General features: G+C 63.4%; 24 protein-coding genes. 11 read left to right on the plus strand and 13 right to left on the minus strand.

Features of this window, described 5'->3' with window-relative positions; genetic code table 11:
* The first annotated feature begins 25 nt into the window (after positions 1-25).
* Genes rph through hemW form a run of 3 tightly spaced genes read left to right on the plus strand, consistent with a single transcriptional unit; the run spans position 26 to position 2493 of the window.
* The gene (gene rph / locus ACGRVM_RS11710; RefSeq protein WP_377171829.1) at positions 26-742 is read left to right on the plus strand and encodes a ribonuclease PH; all 717 of its coding nucleotides are present in this window, start codon (positions 26-28) and stop codon (positions 740-742) included.
* Positions 735-1343: an RdgB/HAM1 family non-canonical purine NTP pyrophosphatase gene (gene rdgB / locus ACGRVM_RS11715; protein ID WP_377171831.1), complete on the plus strand. Its 609-nt coding sequence runs from the start codon at positions 735-737 to the stop codon at positions 1341-1343. The genes rph and rdgB overlap by 8 nt, the downstream gene beginning before the upstream one ends.
* Complete coding sequence (gene hemW, locus ACGRVM_RS11720; RefSeq protein ID WP_377171833.1) at positions 1336-2493, plus strand: radical SAM family heme chaperone HemW; 1158 nt, start codon at positions 1336-1338, stop codon at positions 2491-2493. Before rdgB ends, hemW begins: the two co-directional genes overlap by 8 nt.
* A 3-nt stretch (positions 2494-2496) precedes the next feature.
* Here the strand turns inward: hemW and ACGRVM_RS11725 are convergent, their stop codons facing one another.
* The 7 genes from ACGRVM_RS11725 to hemJ all read right to left on the minus strand — a co-directional run bounded on the left by ACGRVM_RS11725 (position 2497) and on the right by hemJ (position 9868).
* A complete protein-coding gene (locus ACGRVM_RS11725) occupies positions 2497-3399 on the minus strand; it encodes a ParB/RepB/Spo0J family partition protein (protein ID WP_377171835.1) in 903 nt (300 codons plus the stop codon).
* A gap of 13 nt (positions 3400-3412) precedes the next feature.
* Positions 3413-4222, minus strand: coding sequence for a ParA family protein (locus tag ACGRVM_RS11730; protein WP_377171837.1), 810 nt, complete (start codon positions 4220-4222; stop codon positions 3413-3415).
* Positions 4215-4823, minus strand: a complete 609-nt coding sequence (gene rsmG, locus ACGRVM_RS11735) for a 16S rRNA (guanine(527)-N(7))-methyltransferase RsmG (protein WP_377171839.1) — start codon at positions 4821-4823, stop codon at positions 4215-4217. The genes ACGRVM_RS11730 and rsmG overlap by 8 nt, the downstream gene beginning before the upstream one ends.
* Positions 4820-6697, minus strand: a complete 1878-nt coding sequence (mnmG, locus tag ACGRVM_RS11740) for a tRNA uridine-5-carboxymethylaminomethyl(34) synthesis enzyme MnmG (protein ID WP_377171841.1) — start codon at positions 6695-6697, stop codon at positions 4820-4822. Before mnmG ends, rsmG begins: the two co-directional genes overlap by 4 nt.
* A 3-nt stretch (positions 6698-6700) precedes the next feature.
* A complete protein-coding gene (gene mnmE, locus ACGRVM_RS11745) occupies positions 6701-7987 on the minus strand; it encodes a tRNA uridine-5-carboxymethylaminomethyl(34) synthesis GTPase MnmE (RefSeq protein WP_377171843.1) in 1287 nt (428 codons plus the stop codon).
* Between the two features lie 40 nt (positions 7988-8027).
* On the minus strand, positions 8028-9299 hold the full coding sequence (gene rho, locus ACGRVM_RS11750) for a transcription termination factor Rho (RefSeq protein ID WP_377171845.1): 1272 nt from the start codon (positions 9297-9299) through the stop codon (positions 8028-8030).
* Between the two features lie 119 nt (positions 9300-9418).
* Complete coding sequence (gene hemJ / locus ACGRVM_RS11755; protein ID WP_377171847.1) at positions 9419-9868, minus strand: protoporphyrinogen oxidase HemJ; 450 nt, start codon at positions 9866-9868, stop codon at positions 9419-9421.
* A gap of 410 nt (positions 9869-10278) precedes the next feature.
* Here hemJ and ACGRVM_RS11760 point away from each other — a divergent pair, with 410 nt between their 5' ends.
* The 4 genes from ACGRVM_RS11760 to dnaQ are packed head-to-tail and all read left to right on the plus strand — an operon-like array spanning position 10279 to position 12983.
* On the plus strand, positions 10279-10878 hold the full coding sequence (locus ACGRVM_RS11760) for a Maf family protein (protein WP_377171849.1): 600 nt from the start codon (positions 10279-10281) through the stop codon (positions 10876-10878).
* Positions 10875-11708: a shikimate dehydrogenase gene (locus tag ACGRVM_RS11765; protein ID WP_377171851.1), complete on the plus strand. Its 834-nt coding sequence runs from the start codon at positions 10875-10877 to the stop codon at positions 11706-11708. The genes ACGRVM_RS11760 and ACGRVM_RS11765 overlap by 4 nt, the downstream gene beginning before the upstream one ends.
* The gene (gene coaE, locus ACGRVM_RS11770) at positions 11705-12298 is read left to right on the plus strand and encodes a dephospho-CoA kinase (RefSeq protein ID WP_377171853.1); all 594 of its coding nucleotides are present in this window, start codon (positions 11705-11707) and stop codon (positions 12296-12298) included. The genes ACGRVM_RS11765 and coaE overlap by 4 nt, the downstream gene beginning before the upstream one ends.
* Positions 12291-12983 carry a DNA polymerase III subunit epsilon gene (gene dnaQ / locus ACGRVM_RS11775; protein WP_377171855.1) on the plus strand — a complete coding sequence of 231 codons (693 nt, stop codon included), beginning with the start codon at positions 12291-12293 and terminating at the stop codon, positions 12981-12983. The genes coaE and dnaQ overlap by 8 nt, the downstream gene beginning before the upstream one ends.
* A gap of 18 nt (positions 12984-13001) precedes the next feature.
* Here the strand turns inward: dnaQ and secB are convergent, their stop codons facing one another.
* On the minus strand, positions 13002-13502 hold the full coding sequence (gene secB / locus ACGRVM_RS11780) for a protein-export chaperone SecB (protein ID WP_377171857.1): 501 nt from the start codon (positions 13500-13502) through the stop codon (positions 13002-13004).
* Positions 13503-13556: 54 nt separating this feature from the next.
* Positions 13557-14033, minus strand: coding sequence for an FxsA family protein (locus ACGRVM_RS11785; protein ID WP_377171859.1), 477 nt, complete (start codon positions 14031-14033; stop codon positions 13557-13559).
* A gap of 112 nt (positions 14034-14145) precedes the next feature.
* On the opposite strand from ACGRVM_RS11785, the gene ACGRVM_RS11790 reads away from it, so the two are divergent.
* The 3 genes from ACGRVM_RS11790 to ACGRVM_RS11800 are packed head-to-tail and all read left to right on the plus strand — an operon-like array spanning position 14146 to position 16423.
* Positions 14146-14796 (plus strand): Tim44/TimA family putative adaptor protein, encoded by a 651-nt coding sequence (locus tag ACGRVM_RS11790; RefSeq protein ID WP_377171861.1) that lies wholly within the window; start codon positions 14146-14148, stop codon positions 14794-14796.
* Positions 14793-15824, plus strand: a complete 1032-nt coding sequence (gene mltA / locus ACGRVM_RS11795) for a murein transglycosylase A (protein ID WP_377171863.1) — start codon at positions 14793-14795, stop codon at positions 15822-15824. The genes ACGRVM_RS11790 and mltA overlap by 4 nt, the downstream gene beginning before the upstream one ends.
* Positions 15824-16423 carry a Smr/MutS family protein gene (locus ACGRVM_RS11800; protein ID WP_377171865.1) on the plus strand — a complete coding sequence of 200 codons (600 nt, stop codon included), beginning with the start codon at positions 15824-15826 and terminating at the stop codon, positions 16421-16423. Before mltA ends, ACGRVM_RS11800 begins: the two co-directional genes overlap by 1 nt.
* On the opposite strand, the gene ACGRVM_RS11805 is transcribed toward ACGRVM_RS11800, so the two are convergent.
* The gene (locus ACGRVM_RS11805) at positions 16406-17629 is read right to left on the minus strand and encodes an MFS transporter (RefSeq protein ID WP_377171869.1); all 1224 of its coding nucleotides are present in this window, start codon (positions 17627-17629) and stop codon (positions 16406-16408) included. The two genes, ACGRVM_RS11800 and ACGRVM_RS11805, sit on opposite strands and share 18 nt — an antisense overlap.
* 109 nt (positions 17630-17738) lie before the next feature.
* A complete protein-coding gene (gene hslU, locus ACGRVM_RS11810) occupies positions 17739-19043 on the minus strand; it encodes an ATP-dependent protease ATPase subunit HslU (RefSeq protein ID WP_377171871.1) in 1305 nt (434 codons plus the stop codon).
* Between the two features lie 177 nt (positions 19044-19220).
* On the opposite strand from hslU, the gene ACGRVM_RS11815 reads away from it, so the two are divergent.
* Positions 19221-19616: a DM13 domain-containing protein gene (locus ACGRVM_RS11815; protein WP_377171873.1), complete on the plus strand. Its 396-nt coding sequence runs from the start codon at positions 19221-19223 to the stop codon at positions 19614-19616.
* Positions 19617-19642: 26 nt separating this feature from the next.
* Here the strand turns inward: ACGRVM_RS11815 and hslV are convergent, their stop codons facing one another.
* Positions 19643-20200, minus strand: coding sequence for an ATP-dependent protease subunit HslV (hslV, locus tag ACGRVM_RS11820; RefSeq protein WP_377171875.1), 558 nt, complete (start codon positions 20198-20200; stop codon positions 19643-19645).
* Positions 20201-20322: 122 nt separating this feature from the next.
* Positions 20323-20643, minus strand: a complete 321-nt coding sequence (trxA, locus tag ACGRVM_RS11825) for a thioredoxin (RefSeq protein ID WP_377171877.1) — start codon at positions 20641-20643, stop codon at positions 20323-20325.
* Positions 20644-20666: the final 23 nt, after the last annotated feature.

The raw sequence follows: 20666 nt of genomic DNA on the forward strand, positions 1-20666 counted from the left end.
GAAACCCAAGCGACAAGGATCCGTCATGCGCCCTTCCGGCCGAGATTTAAGCGAGATGCGCGCCGTTTCAATCGAAACGGGCGTCACCAAACATGCCGAAGGGTCGTGCATGATCCGCATCGGCGACACGCATGTTCTGTGCACCGCAACCATCGAAGATCGCGTGCCGCCGTTCATCAAGGGCTCCGGCCTCGGCTGGGTCACGGCGGAATACGGCATGCTGCCCCGCTCCACCACCTCCCGCATGCGGCGTGAGGCGACGGCAGGCAAGCAGGGCGGGCGCACCGTCGAAATCCAGCGACTCATCGGGCGGAGCCTGCGCGCGGGCGTCGACCGCGTGGCCTTGGGCGAGCGTCAGATCACAGTCGATTGCGATGTGATTCAAGCCGATGGCGGCACCCGCTGCGCGTCGATCACCGGCGGCTGGGTCGCGCTGAAGCTGGCCGTGCAAAAGCTGATGAAGACGGGCGCCGTCGTCTCCGATCCCCTGACCGATCCCGTCGCGGCGGTCTCCTGCGGGCTTTATGCCGGGCAAGCCGTGCTCGATCTCGACTACCCCGAGGACAGCGAGGCCGGTGTCGATGGCAATTTCATCATGACCCAGTCCGGCAAGCTGATCGAGGTTCAGATGTCCGCCGAGGGCGCGACGTTCAACCGCGCGCAGATGAACCAGCTCATGGACCTCGCCGAGAAAGGCGTGTCCGAACTGGCCGCAGCGCAACTGGCTGCCGTCAATGCGTAAGCTGACCGGCGATACGCTGCTGGTCGCCACGCATAACGCGGGCAAGCTGGCCGAGATCGCCGATCTTCTCGCGCCCTACGGTATCAAGGTGATCGGCGCGGCCGAGCGCGATCTGCCCGAGCCGAAGGAAACCGAGACGACCTTCGTCGGCAACGCCCGGATCAAGGCGCATGCCGCCGCGAAGGCGACGGGCCTGCCCGCGCTCTCGGACGATTCGGGGATCGAGATCGACGCGCTCGACGGTGCGCCCGGCGTCTATACCGCCGATTGGGCCGAAACCGCGCAGGGCCGCGATTTCGTCATGGCGATGACCAAGGCGCATGACCGGCTGCTGGCGAGCGGTGCGCCGAAGCCCTGGACCGCGCGCTTTTGTTGCACGCTGGTGCTCGCCTGGCCTGACGGGCATGACGAAGTCTTCCCCGGCGCGGTCGATGGACAGGTCATGTGGCCCATGCGCGGCGCGCAGGGGCATGGCTATGATCCGATTTTCCAGCCCAACGGCTATGATATCAGCTTCGCCGAGATGGACCCCGCCGAGAAGAACCGCATCAGCCACCGCGCCGACGCCTTCTCGCAATTCGTGACGCGCTGCCTTGGCTGAGGACTGGCGCCAGGGCGGCTTCGGCCTCTATCTGCACTGGCCCTTCTGCGCGGCCAAATGCCCCTACTGCGATTTCAACAGCCATGTCAGCGACAAGGTGGATCAGGACGCATGGCGCCGCGCCTTCCTGGCCGAGATCGACCGCTACGCGGAGATGACACGGGGCCGCGTCCTGAATTCCATCTTCTTTGGCGGCGGAACGCCCAGCCTGATGCCGCCCGAGACGGTCCACGCCATTCTGGACCGCGTCAGGCATCATTGGACCTTCGCCAATGACATGGAAATCACGCTCGAGGCCAATCCCGGCTCGGTCGAAGCCGCGCGCTTCGCCGGCTATGCCGATGCGGGCGTTGATCGTGTCTCGATGGGCATTCAGGCTCTCAACGATACCGATTTGCGCCGGCTCGGACGTCTTCACACCGCCGCGGAGGCGCGCGCTGCCTTCGATGTCGCACGCGCCCAGTTCAAGCGCGTCAGTTTCGATCTGATCTACGCGCGGCAAGATCAAAGCCTGGACGAATGGCGCGCGGAGCTTTCGGAAGCGCTGTCCATGGCCGTCGATCACATGTCCCTCTACCAACTGACGATCGAGCCCGGCACGGCATTCGGCGCGCGGTTCGAAGCGGGCAAGCTGCACGGCCTGCCCTCCGAAGATCTCGGCAGCGACATGTACGAGCTGACCCAAGAGCTTTGCGATGCCGCCGGAATGCCGGCCTACGAGGTATCGAACCATGCCCGCCCCGGCGCCGAGTCGCGTCACAATCTGATCTATTGGCGGCATGGCGACTATCTCGGAATCGGGCCGGGAGCGCATGGCAGGCTCACATTGGACGGCACTCGCTGGGCGACCGAAGCCTACGCCCATCCCGAAGCGTGGCTTATGCGGGCCGCCACCGGCACCACTGAAAAGCCGCGCGTTGCGATCCCGCCGCAGGATCAGGCGGGCGAATACCTGATGATGGGCCTGCGCATCAGCGAAGGGATCGACCTGCCGCGCTACGAGGCGCTCGCTGGCGCGCCTCTGAATGAGAGCAGCGTTCACCACCTCGAGGACCTCGGCATGGTCGAACGCCGGGGGGATCGCCTCGCCGCGACGTTGCGCGGCAGGACGGTCCTCAACGCCGTGATCACCGAACTTTTGCCTGATTAGTCTCTACTTTCCGGATGACAGAATCCCGCAAAGCTCATCGAGCTCATCCAGTGTCTTGTAACTGATAGAGATCGTGCCCGCTTCGCCACCGGGCTTGTGATCGACCTGCACTTTCATCCCGAGATTGGCCGACAGATCATCCTCGAGCGCCCGTGTGTCCGCGTCCTTCGCGCTCGACGTGCGACCTTTCCGCCCGGCCGGCGAGGCTCCGCCCTCGGGCGCCTCGTTCGATTTCCGCACGAGCTTCTCGGTATCGCGCACCGAAAGATCGCCCGAAATCACCTTCTTGGCGAGCGCGATGGGATCTTTGGCCGTGATGAGCGTACGGGCGTGGCCTGCGGACAGCTTGCCCTCGGTCACGAAATCCCGAACGACTTCAGGAAGTTGCATGAGCCGCATGGTGTTCGCGATATGACTCCGGCTTTTACCGAGCGCTTCGGCCAGCTTCTCCTGCGTATGGCCGAACTTGTTCATGAGCTGCACATACCCCGCGGCCTCTTCGACCGGGTTCAGGTCAGCGCGCTGGATGTTTTCGATGATCGCGATCTCCAGCACTTCGGTATCGTCGAAATCTCGAACGATCACCGGTATCTGGTGCAAGCCCGCCTTCTGCGCGGCCCGCCAACGACGTTCTCCGGCGACGATTTCGAAACCGTCGCCCTTGCGCCGCACGATGAGAGGCTGGATGATTCCCTTTTCCTTGATTGACGCCGCAAGATCATCGAGCAGCTCCGCATCGAAACGGCGGCGCGGCTGATCGGGATTGGCGGCGATTTTCTCGATCGGTACCAGCATGTCGGGTTGGCGCGGCGCACCGCGATCGGCCTCGCTCCGGTCGTTCACATCCGCCATGAGAGCGGACAATCCGCGCCCGAGGCCCCGCTGTCTCTGCATCTTGTCGGCCATGTTCAATTCCCCTTCACGCTGCGACAAGCGCCTGATTTTCCATCAATTCCTTGGCCAAAGCCCGATAGGCATCGGCCCCGCGAGATTGCGGATCGTAGTCCAGCACCGACATCGAATAGGACGGCGCCTCGCTCAGCCGCACATTTCGCGGAATCAGCGTCCGAAACACCAGATCGCCTAGATTGTCGCGCGCATCCTGCTCGACCTGCCCCGAAAGATTGTTGCGCGCATCGAACATCGTCAACACGACGCCTTCGATCCGCAGCTTCGGATTGGCGGACTGGCGCACTTCGCGAATCGTCAGCATGAGCTGAGACAGCCCTTCGAGCGCGAAGAACTCGCTCTGCAACGGAACCAGCACGGAATGCGCGGCGACCATCGCGTTGACGGTCAAGAGGTTCAGCGACGGCGGGCAATCGATCAAGACATAGTCGAGATCGTAGCGGTCCATCGCCGTCTGCCGAAGCGCATCATGCAGCAGAAAGCTACGTTTTTCATTGGAAATCAGCTCGATATCCGCCGAGCTCAGGTCCACCGTCGCGGGAATGATCGACAAGTTCTCCGAGCGGGTCGGCTGAATCACCTGGCCCAGATCGACATCTTCGAGCAGCAGCTCATATGTCGTGAATTCGCGATTCTCGATATCGATTCCGAGGCCAGTCGAGGCGTTCCCCTGCGGATCGAGGTCGACGATCATCACCTTCTGCCCTTGCTCGGCCAGTGCGGCACCAAGATTGATGGTCGTCGTTGTCTTGCCGACACCGCCCTTCTGGTTGGCGATGGCGATGATGCGCGGCCCATGCGGACGGGTGGGATCAGACACGGGACACTCCCTTAATTTTCAAAATGGCGGCCTCCGCCGCCAAAGAACTGTTAACCGTTTCGAGATTAAATTTCCACTTGGATCTTGCCGCCTCCACCTCATCGCGCCAGCGCGCGCCCTTCGGCAAGATCGCCGTTCCCGTGGGCGACAGGTGATGAGCGGCATAGCCGAGAAGACTGGAAAGATCCGCAAGGGCGCGCGCCGAAACGACATCCGCCCCGATCGAGGGCACAGCCTCGATGCGCTTGTTCACCACGGTGGCGGTTACGCCGGTTTCCCGCAGGGCCGCGCGAAGAAATTCGCATTTTCGCGCGTCGCTCTCGATCATCGTCACATCGGCGCCGCGGTCTTCGCCGTGCACCATGACCGCGATCACGACACCCGGAAATCCGCCGCCCGAGCCGAGATCGACCCAAGACGACCATCCCTGCGGCGCTGCGTTGTAAATTTGTACCGAGTCGAGGACGTGGCGATCCCAAATGCTCGACGCGCTGTCGCTCGAAACGAGATTGATCTTTGCGGTCCATTTTGTCGCGAGCGCCTCGAACGCGCGCAAGCGTTCGATTGTTTCACGTGAAACATTCGCAAGCAGGTCGCTCATCCCGCCTTGGCCTTCGCAGAAGACCGCAGTCGCGCCAAGATGAGCGTGAGCGCGGCGGGCGTCATCCCGTCGATCCGCGCCGCATGCGCCAAGTTCGCCGGCCGGACCTGCGACAGCTTGGCCTTGAGCTCGTTCGACAGACCGCCAAGGCAGTTGTAATCGAAGTCACTCGGGATAACGTGCGCCTCATCTCTCTGAACCAATGCGATATCTCGCTCCTGCCGAGTGATGTAATTCGCGTAAAGCGCGTCCTTGCTGATCTGCTCCGCGATGTCGGGGGCGATGGATTTGAACTGCTCGTCAAGCGAAACCAAATGCGCAAACTCCACGTCCGGGAAGGCAAGCGTCTGAAATCCCGTGCGTTTTGTCCCATCCTGGTTGACTTTCAAACCCAGGCCCGCGAGCTGCTTCGGCGTGAAAGTGACGCTATCAAGCTGAGCGCGCGCGCTGGCCAAGGCAGCTTCCTTGGCTTCGAACACGGCCTTCCTTCCATCGCCGACGCAGCCGATCTCGATCCCGCGCCCCGTGAGCCGCTGGTCCGCATTGTCCGCCCTGAGCGAGAGGCGGAACTCGGCGCGCGACGTGAACATGCGGTAAGGCTCGCTTACGCCTCGGGTGATCAGATCGTCCACCATCACACCGATATAGGAAGTTGCCCGGCTGAACGTGACCGGCTCCTGCTCCTGACTGAAGCGTGCTGCGTTGAGGCCCGCCACCAGACCTTGCGCGGCGGCCTCTTCATAGCCGGTCGTGCCGTTGATCTGGCCCGCGAGGTAAAGGCCGGGCACCTCGCGAAGACCAAGCCCGGCATCGAGCGCCCTCGGATCGATATAATCATATTCGATCGCATAGCCCGGCTGCACGATCTCGGCACGCTCCAAGCCCTTGATGGACCTGACATAATCGACCTGTACTTCTTCCGGAAGCGATGTCGAAATACCGTTGGGATAGATCACATCACTCGTCAGGCTTTCCGGCTCGAGAAAGATCTGATGCGAGGTCTTGTCGGCAAAGCGGACAATCTTGTCCTCGATGGACGGACAATACCGCGGGCCGATACCGTCGATATGGCCGCCATACATGGCCGACTTGCCAAGATTTGCGGTGATGATCTCATGCGTGCGCTCATTGGTGTGGGTGATCCCGCACGTAATTTGCCGCGCGGTGACAGATTTAGACATGAAGGAAAAAAGCACCGGCTCCTCGTCGCCGGGCTGCTCCTCGAGCACATTCCAGTCGATAGTCTTGGCGTCGAGCCGGGGCGGCGTACCCGTCTTCAAGCGGCCCATGCGCAGACCGAAACTGTCGATCCGCTCGGCAAGCTTGATCGACGGACGGTCTCCCATGCGCCCACCGGGGCGCGAAACGTCGCCGATATGAATGACGCCCCGCAGAAACGTTCCTGTCGTCAGGACGACTGCTTTGGACTTCAATTCGGAACCATCGGCGAGCCGCACGCCGCGGACAGCCGGGCCTTCCATCAGAAAATCCGCCGCCTCACCCTCGATGATTGCGAGGTTTTCCTGAGCGGCCAGCAATCCGGCCATGGCCTTGCGATAAAGCGCGCGATCGGCCTGAGCGCGCGGGCCTTGCACAGCGGGGCCTTTGCGACGATTGAGCAGACGAAACTGAATCCCGGCAGCGTCGGCAGCGCGCCCCATCACGCCGTCGAGCGCGTCGATCTCGCGCACGAGATGACCTTTTCCAAGACCGCCGATGGCCGGATTGCAGGACATGACGCCGATGTCGTTGCGAGACAGCGTGACAAGCGCCGTCTTCGCGCCCATGCGCGCGGATGCCGCAGCCGCATCAGCACCTGCGTGGCCGCCTCCGATAACCAGAACGTCGAAGTCAAAATGTTTCACGTGAAACACTCCTCACTTGCCGAGGCAGAAGCTGGCAAAGATCTCGTCCAGAATACTCTCGATATCCACCCGACCTATCAGAGAATCAAGAGCCCGAACAGCCGTCCGGATTTCCTCTGCGGCAAAATCGGCCTCTTCCTCGCCGCCCTCGAGATGCACTTTAGCCTGCGCAAGGGCGGCGGCGCCCCGCTCCATGGCATGACGATGGCGGGCACGGGTCGCGATCCCGGCGCTGGAGGCCCGCGCCGATAGAGCTTCGGTGACCCGCTCAATGAGTTGGTCCACCCCGAGGCCGGTTTTACCTGAAATCCCAGGGTGAAGACCCCGCTGCTCGTCACCCTTGGCGGTCAGCAGGATGTCGCCCTCCTCAGCAAGATCCGGTTCGGCTTCGCCAGGCGAGAGAAGGAAAACCCGCAGATCCGCCGCCCGCGCACGCTTACGCGCGAGATCGACGCCCATCGCCTCGATTCGGTCCTCTGTCTCCCGCAGCCCCGCGGTATCGAGCAGCGTCACGGGCAACCCGGCCAGGTCCATGCGCACTTCGATCACATCGCGCGTCGTTCCTGCGATATCGGACGTGATCGCCGCCTCGCGCCCGGCCAAGCTGTTCAGCAGCGTGGATTTTCCGACATTCGGCGCACCCACGATCGCGACCTCGAAACCGGATCGGATGCGCTCGGTCACATAGGTTCCGGCAATCTCGCGGCCGAGCGCGTCCATCACGCCATCTAGGAGCGTCCCGACTTCGGGCGAGACATCTACAGGCACCTCTTCGTCGGCGAAATCGATGGTCGCCTCGATGAGGGCGGCCGCGCGGATCAGATCGCGGCGCCAAGTCTCGGCGCGCTGGCCCAAATCGCCGGACAACACGCGGAGCGCCTGCTTTCGCTGCGCCTCGGTTTCAGCGTCAATGAGGTCGGCGAGCCCTTCGATCTGCGCGACGTCGAGATTGCCGCTATCGAGCGCGCGCCGCGTGAACTCGCCCGGCTCCGCCGCCCGCAAGCCATCCAAGCCAGCGAGCCGATCGAGCACTGCCGACACCACCGCGATACTGCCATGCGTTTGAAATTCGACGGATTCTTCGCCGGTAAAGCTCGCGCCTCTCTCGAAAACCAGCACCAAAGCCTGATCCAGCGGCGCGCCGTCGGCGTCTTTCAGGACGCGGAGCGCCGCGATGCGGGGTGGCGGCACATCTTCGCACAGCGCGGCACAGGCCTCATGCGCTTGCGGTCCGGACACGCGGATGACCGCGACACCCGCTTTGCCCTGCGCGGACGACATGGCGAAGATCGTATCCATACCTGCCCCCCTTGCCGGCAGTTACCTGCCCGCGTCGGCGTCAGGTGTTCATCGAATCGAAGAATTCGGCGTTTGTCTTGGTCTGTTTCAGCTTGGAAATCAGGAACTCGATCGCATCCGTGGTGCCCATCGGGTTCAGGATGCGGCGCAGCACGAATGTCTTTTGCAGATCGGTCTTGTCGACCAGCAGATCTTCCTTCCGCGTGCCCGACTTGAGGATGTCGATCGCCGGGAAGACGCGCTTGTCCGCGATCTTGCGATCGAGAACCAGCTCCGAGTTGCCGGTGCCCTTGAACTCTTCAAAGATCACTTCGTCCATCCGGCTGCCGGTGTCGATCAGTGCAGTCGAGATGATGGTGAGCGAGCCGCCCTCTTCGATGTTCCGCGCTGCACCGAAGAACCGCTTGGGCCGCTGGAGCGCGTTGGCATCGACACCGCCGGTCAGAACCTTGCCCGAAGACGGCACGACCGTGTTGTAAGCTCTACCAAGTCTTGTGATCGAGTCGAGCAAGATCACAACATCTCGTTTATGCTCGACCAGGCGCTTCGCTTTCTCTATCACCATTTCGCTCACGGCGACATGGCGCGTTGCAGGTTCGTCAAAGGTAGAGCTGACGACCTCGCCCTTGACCGAGCGCTGCATGTCCGTGACTTCCTCGGGGCGCTCGTCGATCAGAAGGACGATGAGATAGCATTCCGGGTGGTTCCGCTCGATGCTGGCCGCGATATTCTGAAGGATCACCGTCTTACCCGTGCGCGGCGGCGCCACGATCAGCGAGCGCTGGCCTTTGCCGATGGGCGCGACCAGATCGATGATGCGCGCAGAGCGATCCTTGATGGTCGGATCGTCGATCTCGAGCGTCAGGCGCTCATCGGGATAAAGCGGCGTGAGGTTGTCGAACGCGATCTTGTGGCGCGCGCGCTCGGGATCCTCGAAATTGATCCGCGTCACGCTGGTCAGCGCGAAGTAGCGCTCATTCTCGTCGGGCTGCTTCATCTCGCCTTCGATCGTGTCGCCGGTCCGGAGCGAGTAGCGGCGGATCATGTCGGGAGAGACATAGATGTCGTCAGGGCCGGGAAGATAGTTCGCCTCGGGCGAGCGCAGGAAGCCAAAGCCGTCCTGGAGAACCTCGAGCACACCATCGCCGAACACCAGCCAGCCATCCTCGGCGCGCTCCTTCAGGATCGAGAACATCATCTCGCCCTTGCGCATCGTCGAGGCGTTCTCGATCTCGAGCTCTTCGGCCATGGCCAGAAGATCCTTGGCGCTCTGCGCCTTGAGATCGAACAGGTTCAGACGGTCTTCGGACATGGGATACCTCATGCGCGCGCCGGGCGCGGAACGGATCGGATTGGCAAGTGAAAACGGCGGATCCCGGACGGGGGCCATGGCGCCTGATACGCGCTGACCTCTCCCAAGTCAATCACGGCCTAGAATTTCAGGATCACCGAAAAGACGATGACGATGAGGGCGAGCGTCGGCACCTCGTTCATGATGCGGAAGGTCCGGCCCGAAATCGTGCTTTGTCCGGTGATGAATTCCTTCCTGCGAAGGCCGAGCCAATGGTGAAACCATGTCAGGAAGAGAACCGCCGCCGCCTTCGTCCACGGCCAGATCGACGACCAGTCGACGATGCCCGGCGTCATCACGAGCATGAGGCCGAACACCCATGTGGCAATCATCGCGGGGTTCATGATCGCCCGTAAGAGCCGGCGTTCCATCACCTGGAAAATCTCGTCGCGGCTGTCGCCGGGGGTCGAGGCCTCGGCGTGATAGACGAAAAGACGCGGCAGATAGAAGAGCCCCGCCATCCAGGCCACGATGGAGAGAAGATGGAGCGACTTCGTCCAGGGATACATCGCGGCAAGAAAGTCGATCATCTTCGGTCCTTCGCTCCGTCCTTCCCTGCCTTCTTAAATAAATAAGAAATATAGAAAAGGATGATGATTAAGTAGGGCAGCGCCTCGCCTGTGGATTAACGCGTTATCCCCAGAAATGGCAACAGGCCAGCTTTGCATGCCGGGCCGGGTCTCGGTGATCGGCCAAGCAGAAACTCCATCGAATTTTCAGTGGCTTGGTGATAATTCTGCCGCACGTGAACGGCTCGCCACCCGATGCGCCAATCGAGCCTCGGCCGATTCCTCCCGATCGGGAATCCATACAATCAACAACGGGAGGAATGCCGCGGAGACGGGTGGCGATGGCGGGTTTTCCCCGCGCCGGTGGCGCGCCGCCGCGATTGGGGATATCCAAGGGGCATTCGCCACAGGTTCCACCCCGGGTTTTCCACATGACTGTCCGCATCATCCTCGCGTCCCAATCGCAGATCCGGCGCCAGCTTCTGGCCAATGCCGGGATCGCTTGCGACGTGATGCCCGCCCGCGTGGACGAGGAGGCGGTGAAGGACGCGCTTCTGGCCGAGGGCGCGACGCCCCGCGATACCGCCGACGCGCTGGCCGAATTGAAGGCGGCCAAGATCAGCGAGCGGGAGCGGGGTGCTCTGGTCATCGGCTGCGATCAGGTGCTCGCCTTCGACGGCAAGATCCTGTCGAAACCCGCCAGCCCCGAGGAGGCGCGTGCGCAACTCCGCGCCCTGCGCGGCAAGACGCATCGGCTCGTCTCGGCGGCGGTGATCTGCGAGGATGGACGTCCGACTTGGCGCCACGTCGGTGTTGTGCAGATGCAGATGCGTGATGTATCCGATGCCTATCTGGACGATTACATCGCGCGCAATTGGGAGAGCATTCGCCACTCCGTCGGCGCGTACAAGCTAGAGGAAGAAGGTGTGCGACTCCTGTCACGTGTCAGCGGTGATTACTTCCACGTTCTGGGCCTTCCCCTGCTCGAGTTGATCGGCTTTCTGGCGGCTCGCGAGGAGATCGAGACATGAGCGAGGCGCGCATCCCCCTCGCCGGCGTCATCGGCTCGCCCATCGCGCATTCACGCTCGCCCAAGATCCACAATCACTGGCTGCGCAAGCACGGTATCGCGGGGCATTATATTCCGATGGATGTGGCCGCGGACGATCTCGAAGCGGTGCTGCGCATGTTGCCCAAGGCCGGATTCGTCGGGGTGAACATCACCATTCCGCACAAGGAAAAGGTGCTCGAGATCGCAGATCTGGTCACCGACCGGGCGACGCTTATCGGCGCGGCCAACACCTTGATCTTCCGAAAGGACGGCAAGATCCACGCCGACAATACGGATGGCTACGGCTTCATCAAGAACCTGCAATCCGCCGGGGTCGAGTGGGATGCGGCGCGCGGGCCAGCGGCGGTCCTCGGTGCGGGCGGCGCGTCGCGCGCGGTGATCGCGGCGCTTATCGATGCCGGCGTGCCCGAAATCCTCTTGTCCAACCGCACGCGGGTGCGCGCCGATGCGCTCGCGCAGGAATTCGGCAAGCGGGTCGTCGTGTTCGACTGGGTTCAGGCGGGCAACATGATGGATCACGCGGCGACCGTGGTGAACACCACCTCGCTCGGGATGATCGGCCATCCGCCGCTGCGTGTTCCGCTCGATGGATTGCAGAAGGGCGCCGTTGTCACGGATATCGTCTATGCGCCGCTTCGGACCAAACTCCTCGAAACCGCCGAGGAGATGGGGTGTCATGTCGTCGATGGCCTCGGCATGCTGCTTCATCAGGCGGTGCCGGGGTTCGAAAGATGGTTCGGAACCCGGCCCGAGGTGGACAGCGCGACACGCGCGGCCGCGCTGAGGTGACCTATATTCTCGGCCTCACCGGCTCGATCGGGATGGGCAAATCGACGACGGCCCGCATGTTCGAAGAGTTCGGCTGCGCAGTCTGGGATGCCGATGCGGCGGTGCATCGCCTTTATGCCGAAGGCGGCGCGGCGGTCGCCCCGATGGCGGAGGCTTTTCCCGGCGCCATAGTTGATGGCGCCGTGAGCCGAGAGAGCCTGAAGCGCATCATCGCGGATGATCCAACGGCGTTGCGCAGGATCGAGGCCATCGTTCACCCTCTCGTTGCGGCGGATCGAGCGGCATTTCTCGCCGATATAGAGACTGATATCGCCGTTCTCGACATCCCGCTTCTGTTCGAGGGCGGGCATGAGGCGATGCTGGATGGCACCGTCTGCGTGACGGCGCCGGCGGAGGTCCAGCGCGCCCGGGTGCTCGAACGCGGTACGATGAGCGAGGCGCAATTCGAGACGATTTTGGCCAAACAGATGCCCGACGCCGAAAAGCGCGCCCGCGCGACATGGGTGATCGAGACGCGAACCCTTGAGGACGCGCGCGCGAGCGTGCAGGCTGTCGTGGAAACCATTCGGCGGGGGATGAAAGATGCGTGAGATCGTTCTGGACACGGAAACCACCGGGTTCGAGCCTGATCAGGGTGACCGCATCGTCGAAATCGGCGGCGTCGAGCTTCTCAACCACATGCCGACGGGCCGCACCTATCATGAGTATATCGACCCCAAGCGCGCCATGCCCGAAGATGCCTTCAAGGTGCATGGGCTTGGGGATGATTTCCTGCGGGGCAAGCCCGTCTTCGCGGATATCGCGGACGGATTTCTCGAATTCGTCGGCGACGCCAAGCTGGTGATCCACAACGCGGCCTTCGACATGAAATTCCTGAATGCCGAGCTGCGCTGGCTGAACAAGCCGCAAATTCCGTGGGAGCAGGCGATCGATACGCTGGCCATTGCCCGCAAGAAATTTCCCGGCTCCCCTGCCTCGCTCGACGCGCTGTGCAGGCGGTTCAACATCGACAACTCGTCGCGCACGCTGCACGGCGCCCTGCTCGATTCCGAGATCCTCGCAGAGGTCTATCTCGAGCTGATCGGAGGCCGCCAACCCGGCCTCATCCTGGGCCAGGCTCAGAGTCAAACCAGCGGACCGGAGACGCAGGAGGCGTGGCGACCGAAGCCCCGCCCGAGGCCCCTGCCCGCGCGGCTTACCGAAGCCGAAGCAGCGGCGCATGAGGCCTTTATCGAAAAGCTGGGCGATGCGGCCCTTTGGCGCAAGACGTCCTGACGCCCTGCGCCAGATAGATCAGGCCGTGCCGCTGGGCTGCTGCTGCTGGGCCGCCTGACGGCGCGCGATTTCTTGGCGGTAGATCGCGACGAAATCAATGTTCTCCATGTTGAGCGGCGGGAAGCCACCATCGCGCGTCACGTCCGAGACGATGCGGCGGAAGAAGGGGAACATGATGCGCGGGCATTCGATCATCAGGAACGGATGAAGCTGCTCGTCGGGCACGTTCTCGACATGGAAAACGCCCGCATATTCTAGCTCGAGCAGGAAAAGGTCATCTTCCGTGCCCTTGTTCTTGGAATTGATCTTGAGCTTGGCGATCACCTCGTATTGGTGCTCGGCGCTGCGCTTTTTCGCATCGAGATTGACGCCGACAGTCACATCCGGCTGCACCTCGCCGCCCGTGCCGCGCTGGGCGAGGATGTTCTCGAAGGAAAGATCGCGCACGAACTGCGTCAGCACATGCATCTTGATCTGCGGTTGCTCGGCGCCGGCGGCACCGTTTTCCTCATCGGCCATGTCGTTCTCCTGAAACTTGGGTCCGGCGTGGTTTACCACCCCGCCCCGCGCGCCTCAATCCCTCGTCCAGCCGGAAGGCCGGCGCGGCGCGTCGTCTGGGTCAACCTCGACATAGTCGCCCTCGATCGTGTTGGCGCCTCCGGGTGCGCGCGGATGGGGCCGCGGGCCGCTGCCGAAGCTCTGCACCTTCACGCGCTTGCGCAGATAGCTGAAGGCGGCCCGGCGAAAGGGCGGCGTCAGCAGCGCGAAACCGAGCCCGTCGGTGAAAAAGCCGGGTGTCAGCAGAAGAACGCCCGCCACGAGGATCATCGCGCCATGCGCCAGCGCCTCGGTCGGGTCGGACTGACCCGAAAGCGATCCGCGCAGATCGCTGAGCGCCATGGCGCCCTGCGTCCGGACGAGCCAGGTGCCGAGCATCGCCGTCAGCACCACGATCGCGAGCGTCGGCCAAAGGCCGAGCCATCCGCCGACCTGAATGAACAAGCCGATCTCGATCAACGGCACGATGATGAATGCAAGAAGTAGCCACATGGCGATTGGCCCCCGGGAATTGGTTATGCACCAAGGTGGACTTGGCCCGCCTCGCCCCCTACATAAGAGGCCAGTCCGACAGATTTCAACGTCTTGCCCCGAAGAGGTGCTCATGAACTCGCCCATTTTGCAGCTTTTGGTCCTTGCGGGCATCGCTGTTTTTTTGATCCTGCGCCTGCGCAGCGTGCTGGGCACGCGCGAGGGTCATGAGCCGACGCCGGAGGTGCGTAGCGCCGCGCGCCCGCGTCAGCACAATCTCGAGGTGATCGAGGGCGGACCGGACCGCGACATCGTGGATCACGTGCCGGAAGACAGCGACAGCGCAGCCGCCTTGGCCGAGATGAAACGGGTCGAACCCTCGTTCGGCGTGGCCGACTTCCTCGGGGGTGCGCGCGGCGCCTACGAGATGATCCTCATGGCCTTCGAGCGCGGCGAGATGGAGGAGGTCCGCGGCTTTTTGTCCGAGGATGTGTATGACTCCTTCGAAGAGGTGGTCGCCATCCGCGAGGAGAAGGGCCTGACGATCGAGGCCGAATTCATCGGCATCCGCGACATGACGCTCACAAGTGCCACGTTCGAGGACGGGGTCGCATCCATCACGGTCAAATTCGTGGGCGAGCTGGTCTCGGTCGTCAAGGACGCCGAAGGCAACATCATCGAAGGCGAGCCCGGCAAATCGAAGCGCCAGAAGGATGTCTGGACCTTCGAGCGCATGATGGGCACCGACGATCCCAATTGGCGGCTCGTCGCCACCGGCGAATGATCAAGGCGGCGCTGGCAGCGGTCGCGCTGGCGGCATGCACCGCCAGCGCCTTCGCCAGTGACACGCGTTACGATATCCTGACCTTCTCCGATCTCGACGGATGGGAGACTGACGATCACGCCGCCGCGCTTCGCGTTTTCAACGATACGTGCCCCGACATGAAGGACGTCGATTGGCGCGCGCTCTGTGCGGTCGCGCAGAGCGATCCCGGCCCCCGCGAGTTTTTCGAGCTTTTCTTTCGCCCGGTCCTCATCAGCGAAGGGCGGCCCGCCCTCTTCACCGGATATTTCGAGCCGGAGCTGAACGGCTCGCTGCGCCCGACGGCGCGCTATCGCTATCCGCTTTACCGGGAGCCGCCCGAGGCGCGCGAGCAATCGCCGTGGCTCTCCCGCCGCGAAATCGAGACGGGTGATGCGATGCAAGGCCGCGGCCTCGAGATCGCTTGGGTCGATGACTCCGTGGAGCTTTTCTTTCTGCAAATCCAAGGCTCCGGGCGTATCCGCCTGCCGAATGGCGAGACGATCCGTGTAGGGTACGGCGGCAAGAACGGGCACGAGTACCGCTCGGTCGGGGCCGAGATGGTGCGGCGCGGCATCTACGATCTGCATCAGGTCTCCGCCGAGGTCATCAAGAATTGGGTGCGCCGCAATCCCGAGGAAGGCGCCGAGCTTTTGCTTCATAACCCTTCCTATGTCTTCTTCCGCCGGATCGACGATCTGCGCCCCGAGCTTGGGCCGCGCGGCGCGATGAACCGCTCGATCACCACCGGACGCTCCATCGCCGTCGATCCTGCCTTCGTGCCGCTTGGTGCGCCTGTCTGGGTGGAAAAGGACGGCGCCGATCCGGTGCGGCGGCTGATGATCGCGCAGGATACCGGCTCGGCCATCAAGGGCGCGCAGCGTGCGGATCTCTTCATGGGCACGGGCGCGGAGGCGGGGCGCGCGGCGGGCCGTCTCAAGGACCCGGGCCGGATGCTCGTGCTGATGCCGATCCAGCGCGCCTATGCCTTGGCGCCGGATGCGATCTGATGTCGCGCAGGCGCCTCAAACCCGAAGAGCTCGATCTCTGGCGGCAGGTCGCTCGCACGGCGGAGGCGCTGCATCCCGCCCAGCCGCGCCCGAAATCCGCGCCCGCCCAGCCCAAGCAAAAGCCCGAGCCGCGCGCAGAGGCCGAGACACCTGCCCCGATCCAGCATTTCCGGATGGGCCAGAAGTCGCCCCGCTCTGCGCCCGCGCATGACGTGCTGCCCGGCCTCGCCGAACGCCTCAAATCGCAGCCCGTGGCGATGGATCACAAGGCCTATGGCCGCCTCAAGCGCGGCAAATTGGCGCCCGAAGCGCGCATCGACCTGCACGGGATGACGGCGGATCGCGCGCATGGCGCCCTGAGCGGCTTCATCCTGCGCGCGCATGGCCAGGGAAAGCGGCTCGTTCTGGTGATCACCGGCAAGGGGCGGCAGAGCGACGAGGACGGCCCGATCCCCGTGCGGCACGGCGTGCTGCGGCACAACGTTCCCCATTGGCTGAGCGTGCCGCCGCTGTCGTCGCTCGTTCTTCAGGTGACAAATGCGCATAACCGGCATGGCGGCGGCGGGGCCTATTACGTCTATCTACGCCGCGCGCGGTAGAAACGGTTTCGCCCGCGCGACCCCGACGACCATGAGCACGGTCGAGAGCACGAAGAACCCCGCGATCCACAGAAATTGCAGCTCGATCCCGACGCCCAGATCGATCCCGACACCCGACACGCCCGGCCCGATAGCGGAGCCGAGAACCATGACCGCCGCCGCCATCGCCTTGATCGCGCCGATATGGCGCGTGCCGTAGAACTCGGCCCAGAAGGCGGACGGCAGCGTGTTGTTGAAGCCGGTGTTGAGGCCCAGAAAGAAGAACCCCGCAAGCATTCCGAGGCTGCCTTGGGCCAAGGCGAAAAGGACAAAGGCCACCACCATCGGCACCTGCATCCACGGGATGAGCCGCGCGGTCCCGACGCGGTCGAGCGCCCAACCGCTCAGGATCATCGCGCCGATGCTGATTGCCGTGTAGAAGGGAAACATCGCCACAAGCTCGACATGCGTGATGGCCTTGATCTCGGCGATATGCACCTGGTGGAAGAAAAAGGCGGTGTTGAAGGCCGAGGGACCCAGGAGCGCCGGAAACATGAACCAGAAGAGCCAATGCCGCAGCGTCTGATTTCGCGTCCAGTGCCGCGCATCCATCCCGAGGCTCTGATCCGACTCCGCGTGGCTTTGCGGGGTGCGTTCCTGCCGCAAGAGCATCGACAGAACAGGCACGCCCAGAAAGGCGATCCCGGCGGCGATAAGCCATAGGTAATGCCAGTCCATTATCAGCATCAATGCTACGAAGGTCACGGGCAGCACCGCTTCGCCGAGGGAAAAGCCCAGTTTGGCCACCGAGAGCGCCCGGCCCCGCGCGGCGACGAACCAGCGCGCCATCGCGACGACGGCGAGATGGCTGCTCATCCCCTGCCCGGTGAAGCGCAGCGCGAAGATCACGACGGGCAAGAGCCACCAGACCGGGTTGAGCGCCATGGCCGCGCAGGACAGCGCGAGCCCGATGAGGACGATCATGCCGATCTGGCGGACGCGGAACACATCGGTCAGCCCGCCCGCCCAGACCATCACGAGCGCCGAGACCGCGGTGCCGAGCGAGTAAAGCCCGCCCCAGGCCCCGTGGCTCAGCCCGAAGACCTCGCGGATTTCGCCCGCGAAGATCGAGATGAAGAAGGTCTGTCCGAAGCTGCTGAGAAAGGTCAGCAGCACCCCGGCCGAAAGCCAGCGGGCATTGTCACGAAGAAAGGCGAGCGTCTGCATCCGCCTTTGGTGGCGCGAAACCCGCGGGAATGGAAGCGGTTATAGCGCGCGGCAGGATCGGCGCACGCTGGATGCGCGCGGTTTCACCGGGATCGAGACACTGGCCGGCCTAGAGGACATACCGGCTGAGATCGGTGGACTTGGCCAATTCGCCGAGGTTCTTGTCGACGAAGGCCGCGTCCACGGTGACGCTCTGGCCCGCGCGCTCGGGCGCATCGAAACTCAGCTCCTCGAAGACGCGCTCCATGACGGTATAGAGCCTTCGCGCGCCGATATTCTCGACCGAGCTGTTCACTTCGGCGGCGATGCGCGCCAGCGCCTCGATGCCGTCCTCGGTGAAATCGACGGTGACCTCCTCGGTCCCCATGAGGGCGGTGTACTGACGGGTCAGCGCGTTGTCGGTTTCGGTGAGAATGCGCACGAAATCGGCCTCGGTCAGCGCGCGTAGCTCGACCCGGATGGGCAGGCGCCCCTGCAATTCGGGCAGCAGGTCCGACGGCTTCGAGACATGGAACGCGCCCGAGGCGATGAAAAGGATATGGTCGGTCTTGACCGGCCCATGCTTGGTGCTGACGGTCGTGCCCTCGATCAAAGGCAACAAATCGCGCTGCACGCCCTCACGGCTGACCTCGCCGCCCCGCGCATCGCTGCGCGCGCAGACCTTGTCGATCTCGTCGAGAAAGACGATGCCGTTCTGCTCGACCGCCTCGAGCGCGGCGCGATTCACCGTCTCGTCATCGAGAAGCTTGTCCGCCTCCTCGCCGATCAGGAGATCGTAACTGTCGGCCACGGTGACTTTGCGCTTGACCGTGCGTCCGCCGAACGCCTTGCCGAAGATATCGCCCAGATTCATCATCTGCCCGCCGCCCGGCTGTCCGGGAATGTCCATCATGCCCATCGGGTTCGACGTGTCGGCGACCTCAAGCTCGATCACCGTGTCGTCGAGCTCGCCGGCCTTGAGTTTCTTGCGGAACATCTCGCGCGTGCCGTCGCGGGCATCCTCGCCGGCGATGGCGCTGATCACGCGCTCTTCGGCGGCTTTGCGCGCGGCGGTCTGCACATCCTCGCGCATGTGATCGCGCACCATCGTGATGGCGCTGTCCATCAGATCGCGGATGATCTGCTCGACATCGCGGCCCACATAGCCGACCTCGGTGAATTTCGTCGCCTCGACCTTGATGAAGGGCGCGCGCGCCAGCTTGGCGAGGCGGCGGCTGATCTCGGTCTTGCCGACGCCCGTGGGGCCGATCATCAGGATGTTCTTGGGATAGACCTCCTCGCGCAGATCCGCGCCCAATTGCTTGCGCCGCCAGCGGTTGCGCAGGGCGACCGCGACCGCACGCTTGGCGTCCTTCTGCCCGATGATGAAGCGATCCAGCTCGCTGACGATTTCGCGGGGGGTGAGGTCGGTCATATCGGCTCCTTTCGGGGATTGGCGAGAACCTAAGCATGAGGGGCCGAAACACAAGCTTCACGCTCCGATGACGGCGGATAAACCCTCCGTGAGGGGGCTATCATAAATCAGACCGATCGGTCTAGAAGTGTGAACTCAAACGATACAATTTCACATTCATCGAAAAGGATACCAGACATGAACCGCAGACAAATGATCGCCGCCCTTGCCATGGGCGCGGCCTCCCTCACCGCTCCGATGGCCTCCGCCGACAAGATGGCGGCCAAGGCATCCGGCACGTTCACCGGCCTCAGCAACCACGTCACCACCGGCGGCGTCAGCATCATCGAAGAAGACGGGCGCATCTATGTCGAGCTCGCCGAGGATTTCAGCCTCGACGGCGGGCCCGACCCCCGCGTCCATTTCGGCAAGGGCGGCGCGCATGATGCCGGTGCCTATCTCGGTGCTCTCGTCAGCCTGGAAGGCAAGCAACGCTATGCCGTGCCGCCCACCTGGGACGTCAGCGACTACAACGAAGTCTATATCTGGTGCGAAGTGGCCTCGGTGCCGCTGGGCGTCGCCGGCCTCGAGTAAAATCCGGTGAGCTGTCGCCACACGCGTCAGCCCCCGATTTTCTCCACCGTCAGATTGCCGTTGGTATAGACGCAGATATCCGCGGCGATCGCCATCGCGGCGCGGGCGATCTCCTCGGCGCCGCGATCCGTGTCCATCATGCCGCGCGCCGCGGCGAGCGCGTAATTGCCGCCCGAGCCGATGGCGGCGATGTCATGCTCTGGCTCGAGCACATCTCCCGCGCCGGTGATGATGAAAAGCTCGCTTCCGTCCGTGACGATCAGCATCGCCTCAAGCTTTTGCAGATACTTGTCGGTGCGCCAGTCCTTGGCGAGCTCGACGCTGGCGCGTTGAAGCTGGCCGGGCGTCGCCTCGAGCTTGCTCTCGAGCCGCTCGAGCAGGGTGAAGGCATCCGCCGTCGATCCGGCGAAACCCGCGACCACCTCGAAGCCGCCGGGGCTGAGCCGACGCACCTTGCGGGCGCTGCCCTTGATGACGGTCTGGCCGAGGCTGACCTGCCCGTCACCGGCCACCACCACTTCGCCGCCCTTGCGCACACCGATGATCGTGGTGCCGTGCCATCCGGGAAACGCGTCCTGCGCCATGCTCTGCCTCCTTGATCCTTTGCGCCTATATGGAAGCCTGCCGCGCCGATCGCAAGTTTTGCAGCGTGCAGCAAAAAGGGCGCCGCATCGGGCGCCCCTTGAAATCTTGGCCTATGGTGGGATCAGATGGAATCTTCGATCCAGCTTTGAAGCGCCGCCTTGGGCGCCGCGCCCGAGCGGTTCGAGACGACTTCACCGTTCTTGAAGATGAAAAGCGCGGGAATGCCGCGCACGCCCATCGCCACCGCCGAGTTCGGGTTGCTGTCCACGTCGACCTTCACGACCTTGACCTTGCCTTCCATCTCGCTCGACAGCTCTTCCAGTGCCGGACCGATCTGCTTGCAGGGGCCGCACCATTCGGCCCAGAAATCCACCACGACGGGGATATCGGAATTCTTCACTTCGGCGTCGAACGTGTCGTCCGTGACAGCAACGGTAGCCATGATCCATCTCCTGAATTGGGTTC

Source organism: Roseovarius aquimarinus (assembly GCF_043661195.1).
GTDB classification, from domain to species: domain Bacteria; phylum Pseudomonadota; class Alphaproteobacteria; order Rhodobacterales; family Rhodobacteraceae; genus Roseovarius; species Roseovarius aquimarinus.

Excerpts from the sequence above, each read along its gene's own strand:
- ACGRVM_RS11815 (WP_377171873.1), top strand. The coding sequence starts at position 19,221 with ATGAACCGCAGACAAATGATCGCCGCCCTTGCCATGGGCGCGGCCTCC.
- rsmG (WP_377171839.1), bottom strand. The coding sequence starts at position 4,823 with ATGAGCGACCTGCTTGCGAATGTTTCACGTGAAACAATCGAACGCTTG.
- trxA (WP_377171877.1), bottom strand. The coding sequence starts at position 20,643 with ATGGCTACCGTTGCTGTCACGGACGACACGTTCGACGCCGAAGTGAAG.
- hslV (WP_377171875.1), bottom strand. The coding sequence starts at position 20,200 with ATGGCGCAGGACGCGTTTCCCGGATGGCACGGCACCACGATCATCGGT.
- ACGRVM_RS11800 (WP_377171865.1), top strand. The coding sequence starts at position 15,824 with ATGTCGCGCAGGCGCCTCAAACCCGAAGAGCTCGATCTCTGGCGGCAG.
- ACGRVM_RS11725 (WP_377171835.1), bottom strand. The coding sequence starts at position 3,399 with ATGGCCGACAAGATGCAGAGACAGCGGGGCCTCGGGCGCGGATTGTCC.
- rdgB (WP_377171831.1), top strand. The coding sequence starts at position 735 with ATGCGTAAGCTGACCGGCGATACGCTGCTGGTCGCCACGCATAACGCG.
- ACGRVM_RS11790 (WP_377171861.1), top strand. The coding sequence starts at position 14,146 with ATGAACTCGCCCATTTTGCAGCTTTTGGTCCTTGCGGGCATCGCTGTT.
- dnaQ (WP_377171855.1), top strand. The coding sequence starts at position 12,291 with ATGCGTGAGATCGTTCTGGACACGGAAACCACCGGGTTCGAGCCTGAT.
- mnmE (WP_377171843.1), bottom strand. The coding sequence starts at position 7,987 with ATGGATACGATCTTCGCCATGTCGTCCGCGCAGGGCAAAGCGGGTGTC.
- secB (WP_377171857.1), bottom strand. The coding sequence starts at position 13,502 with ATGGCCGATGAGGAAAACGGTGCCGCCGGCGCCGAGCAACCGCAGATC.
- ACGRVM_RS11765 (WP_377171851.1), top strand. The coding sequence starts at position 10,875 with ATGAGCGAGGCGCGCATCCCCCTCGCCGGCGTCATCGGCTCGCCCATC.
- rph (WP_377171829.1), top strand. The coding sequence starts at position 26 with ATGCGCCCTTCCGGCCGAGATTTAAGCGAGATGCGCGCCGTTTCAATC.
- ACGRVM_RS11760 (WP_377171849.1), top strand. The coding sequence starts at position 10,279 with ATGACTGTCCGCATCATCCTCGCGTCCCAATCGCAGATCCGGCGCCAG.
- hslU (WP_377171871.1), bottom strand. The coding sequence starts at position 19,043 with ATGACCGACCTCACCCCCCGCGAAATCGTCAGCGAGCTGGATCGCTTC.
- rho (WP_377171845.1), bottom strand. The coding sequence starts at position 9,299 with ATGTCCGAAGACCGTCTGAACCTGTTCGATCTCAAGGCGCAGAGCGCC.
- ACGRVM_RS11785 (WP_377171859.1), bottom strand. The coding sequence starts at position 14,033 with ATGTGGCTACTTCTTGCATTCATCATCGTGCCGTTGATCGAGATCGGC.
- hemJ (WP_377171847.1), bottom strand. The coding sequence starts at position 9,868 with ATGATCGACTTTCTTGCCGCGATGTATCCCTGGACGAAGTCGCTCCAT.
- ACGRVM_RS11805 (WP_377171869.1), bottom strand. The coding sequence starts at position 17,629 with ATGCAGACGCTCGCCTTTCTTCGTGACAATGCCCGCTGGCTTTCGGCC.
- mltA (WP_377171863.1), top strand. The coding sequence starts at position 14,793 with ATGATCAAGGCGGCGCTGGCAGCGGTCGCGCTGGCGGCATGCACCGCC.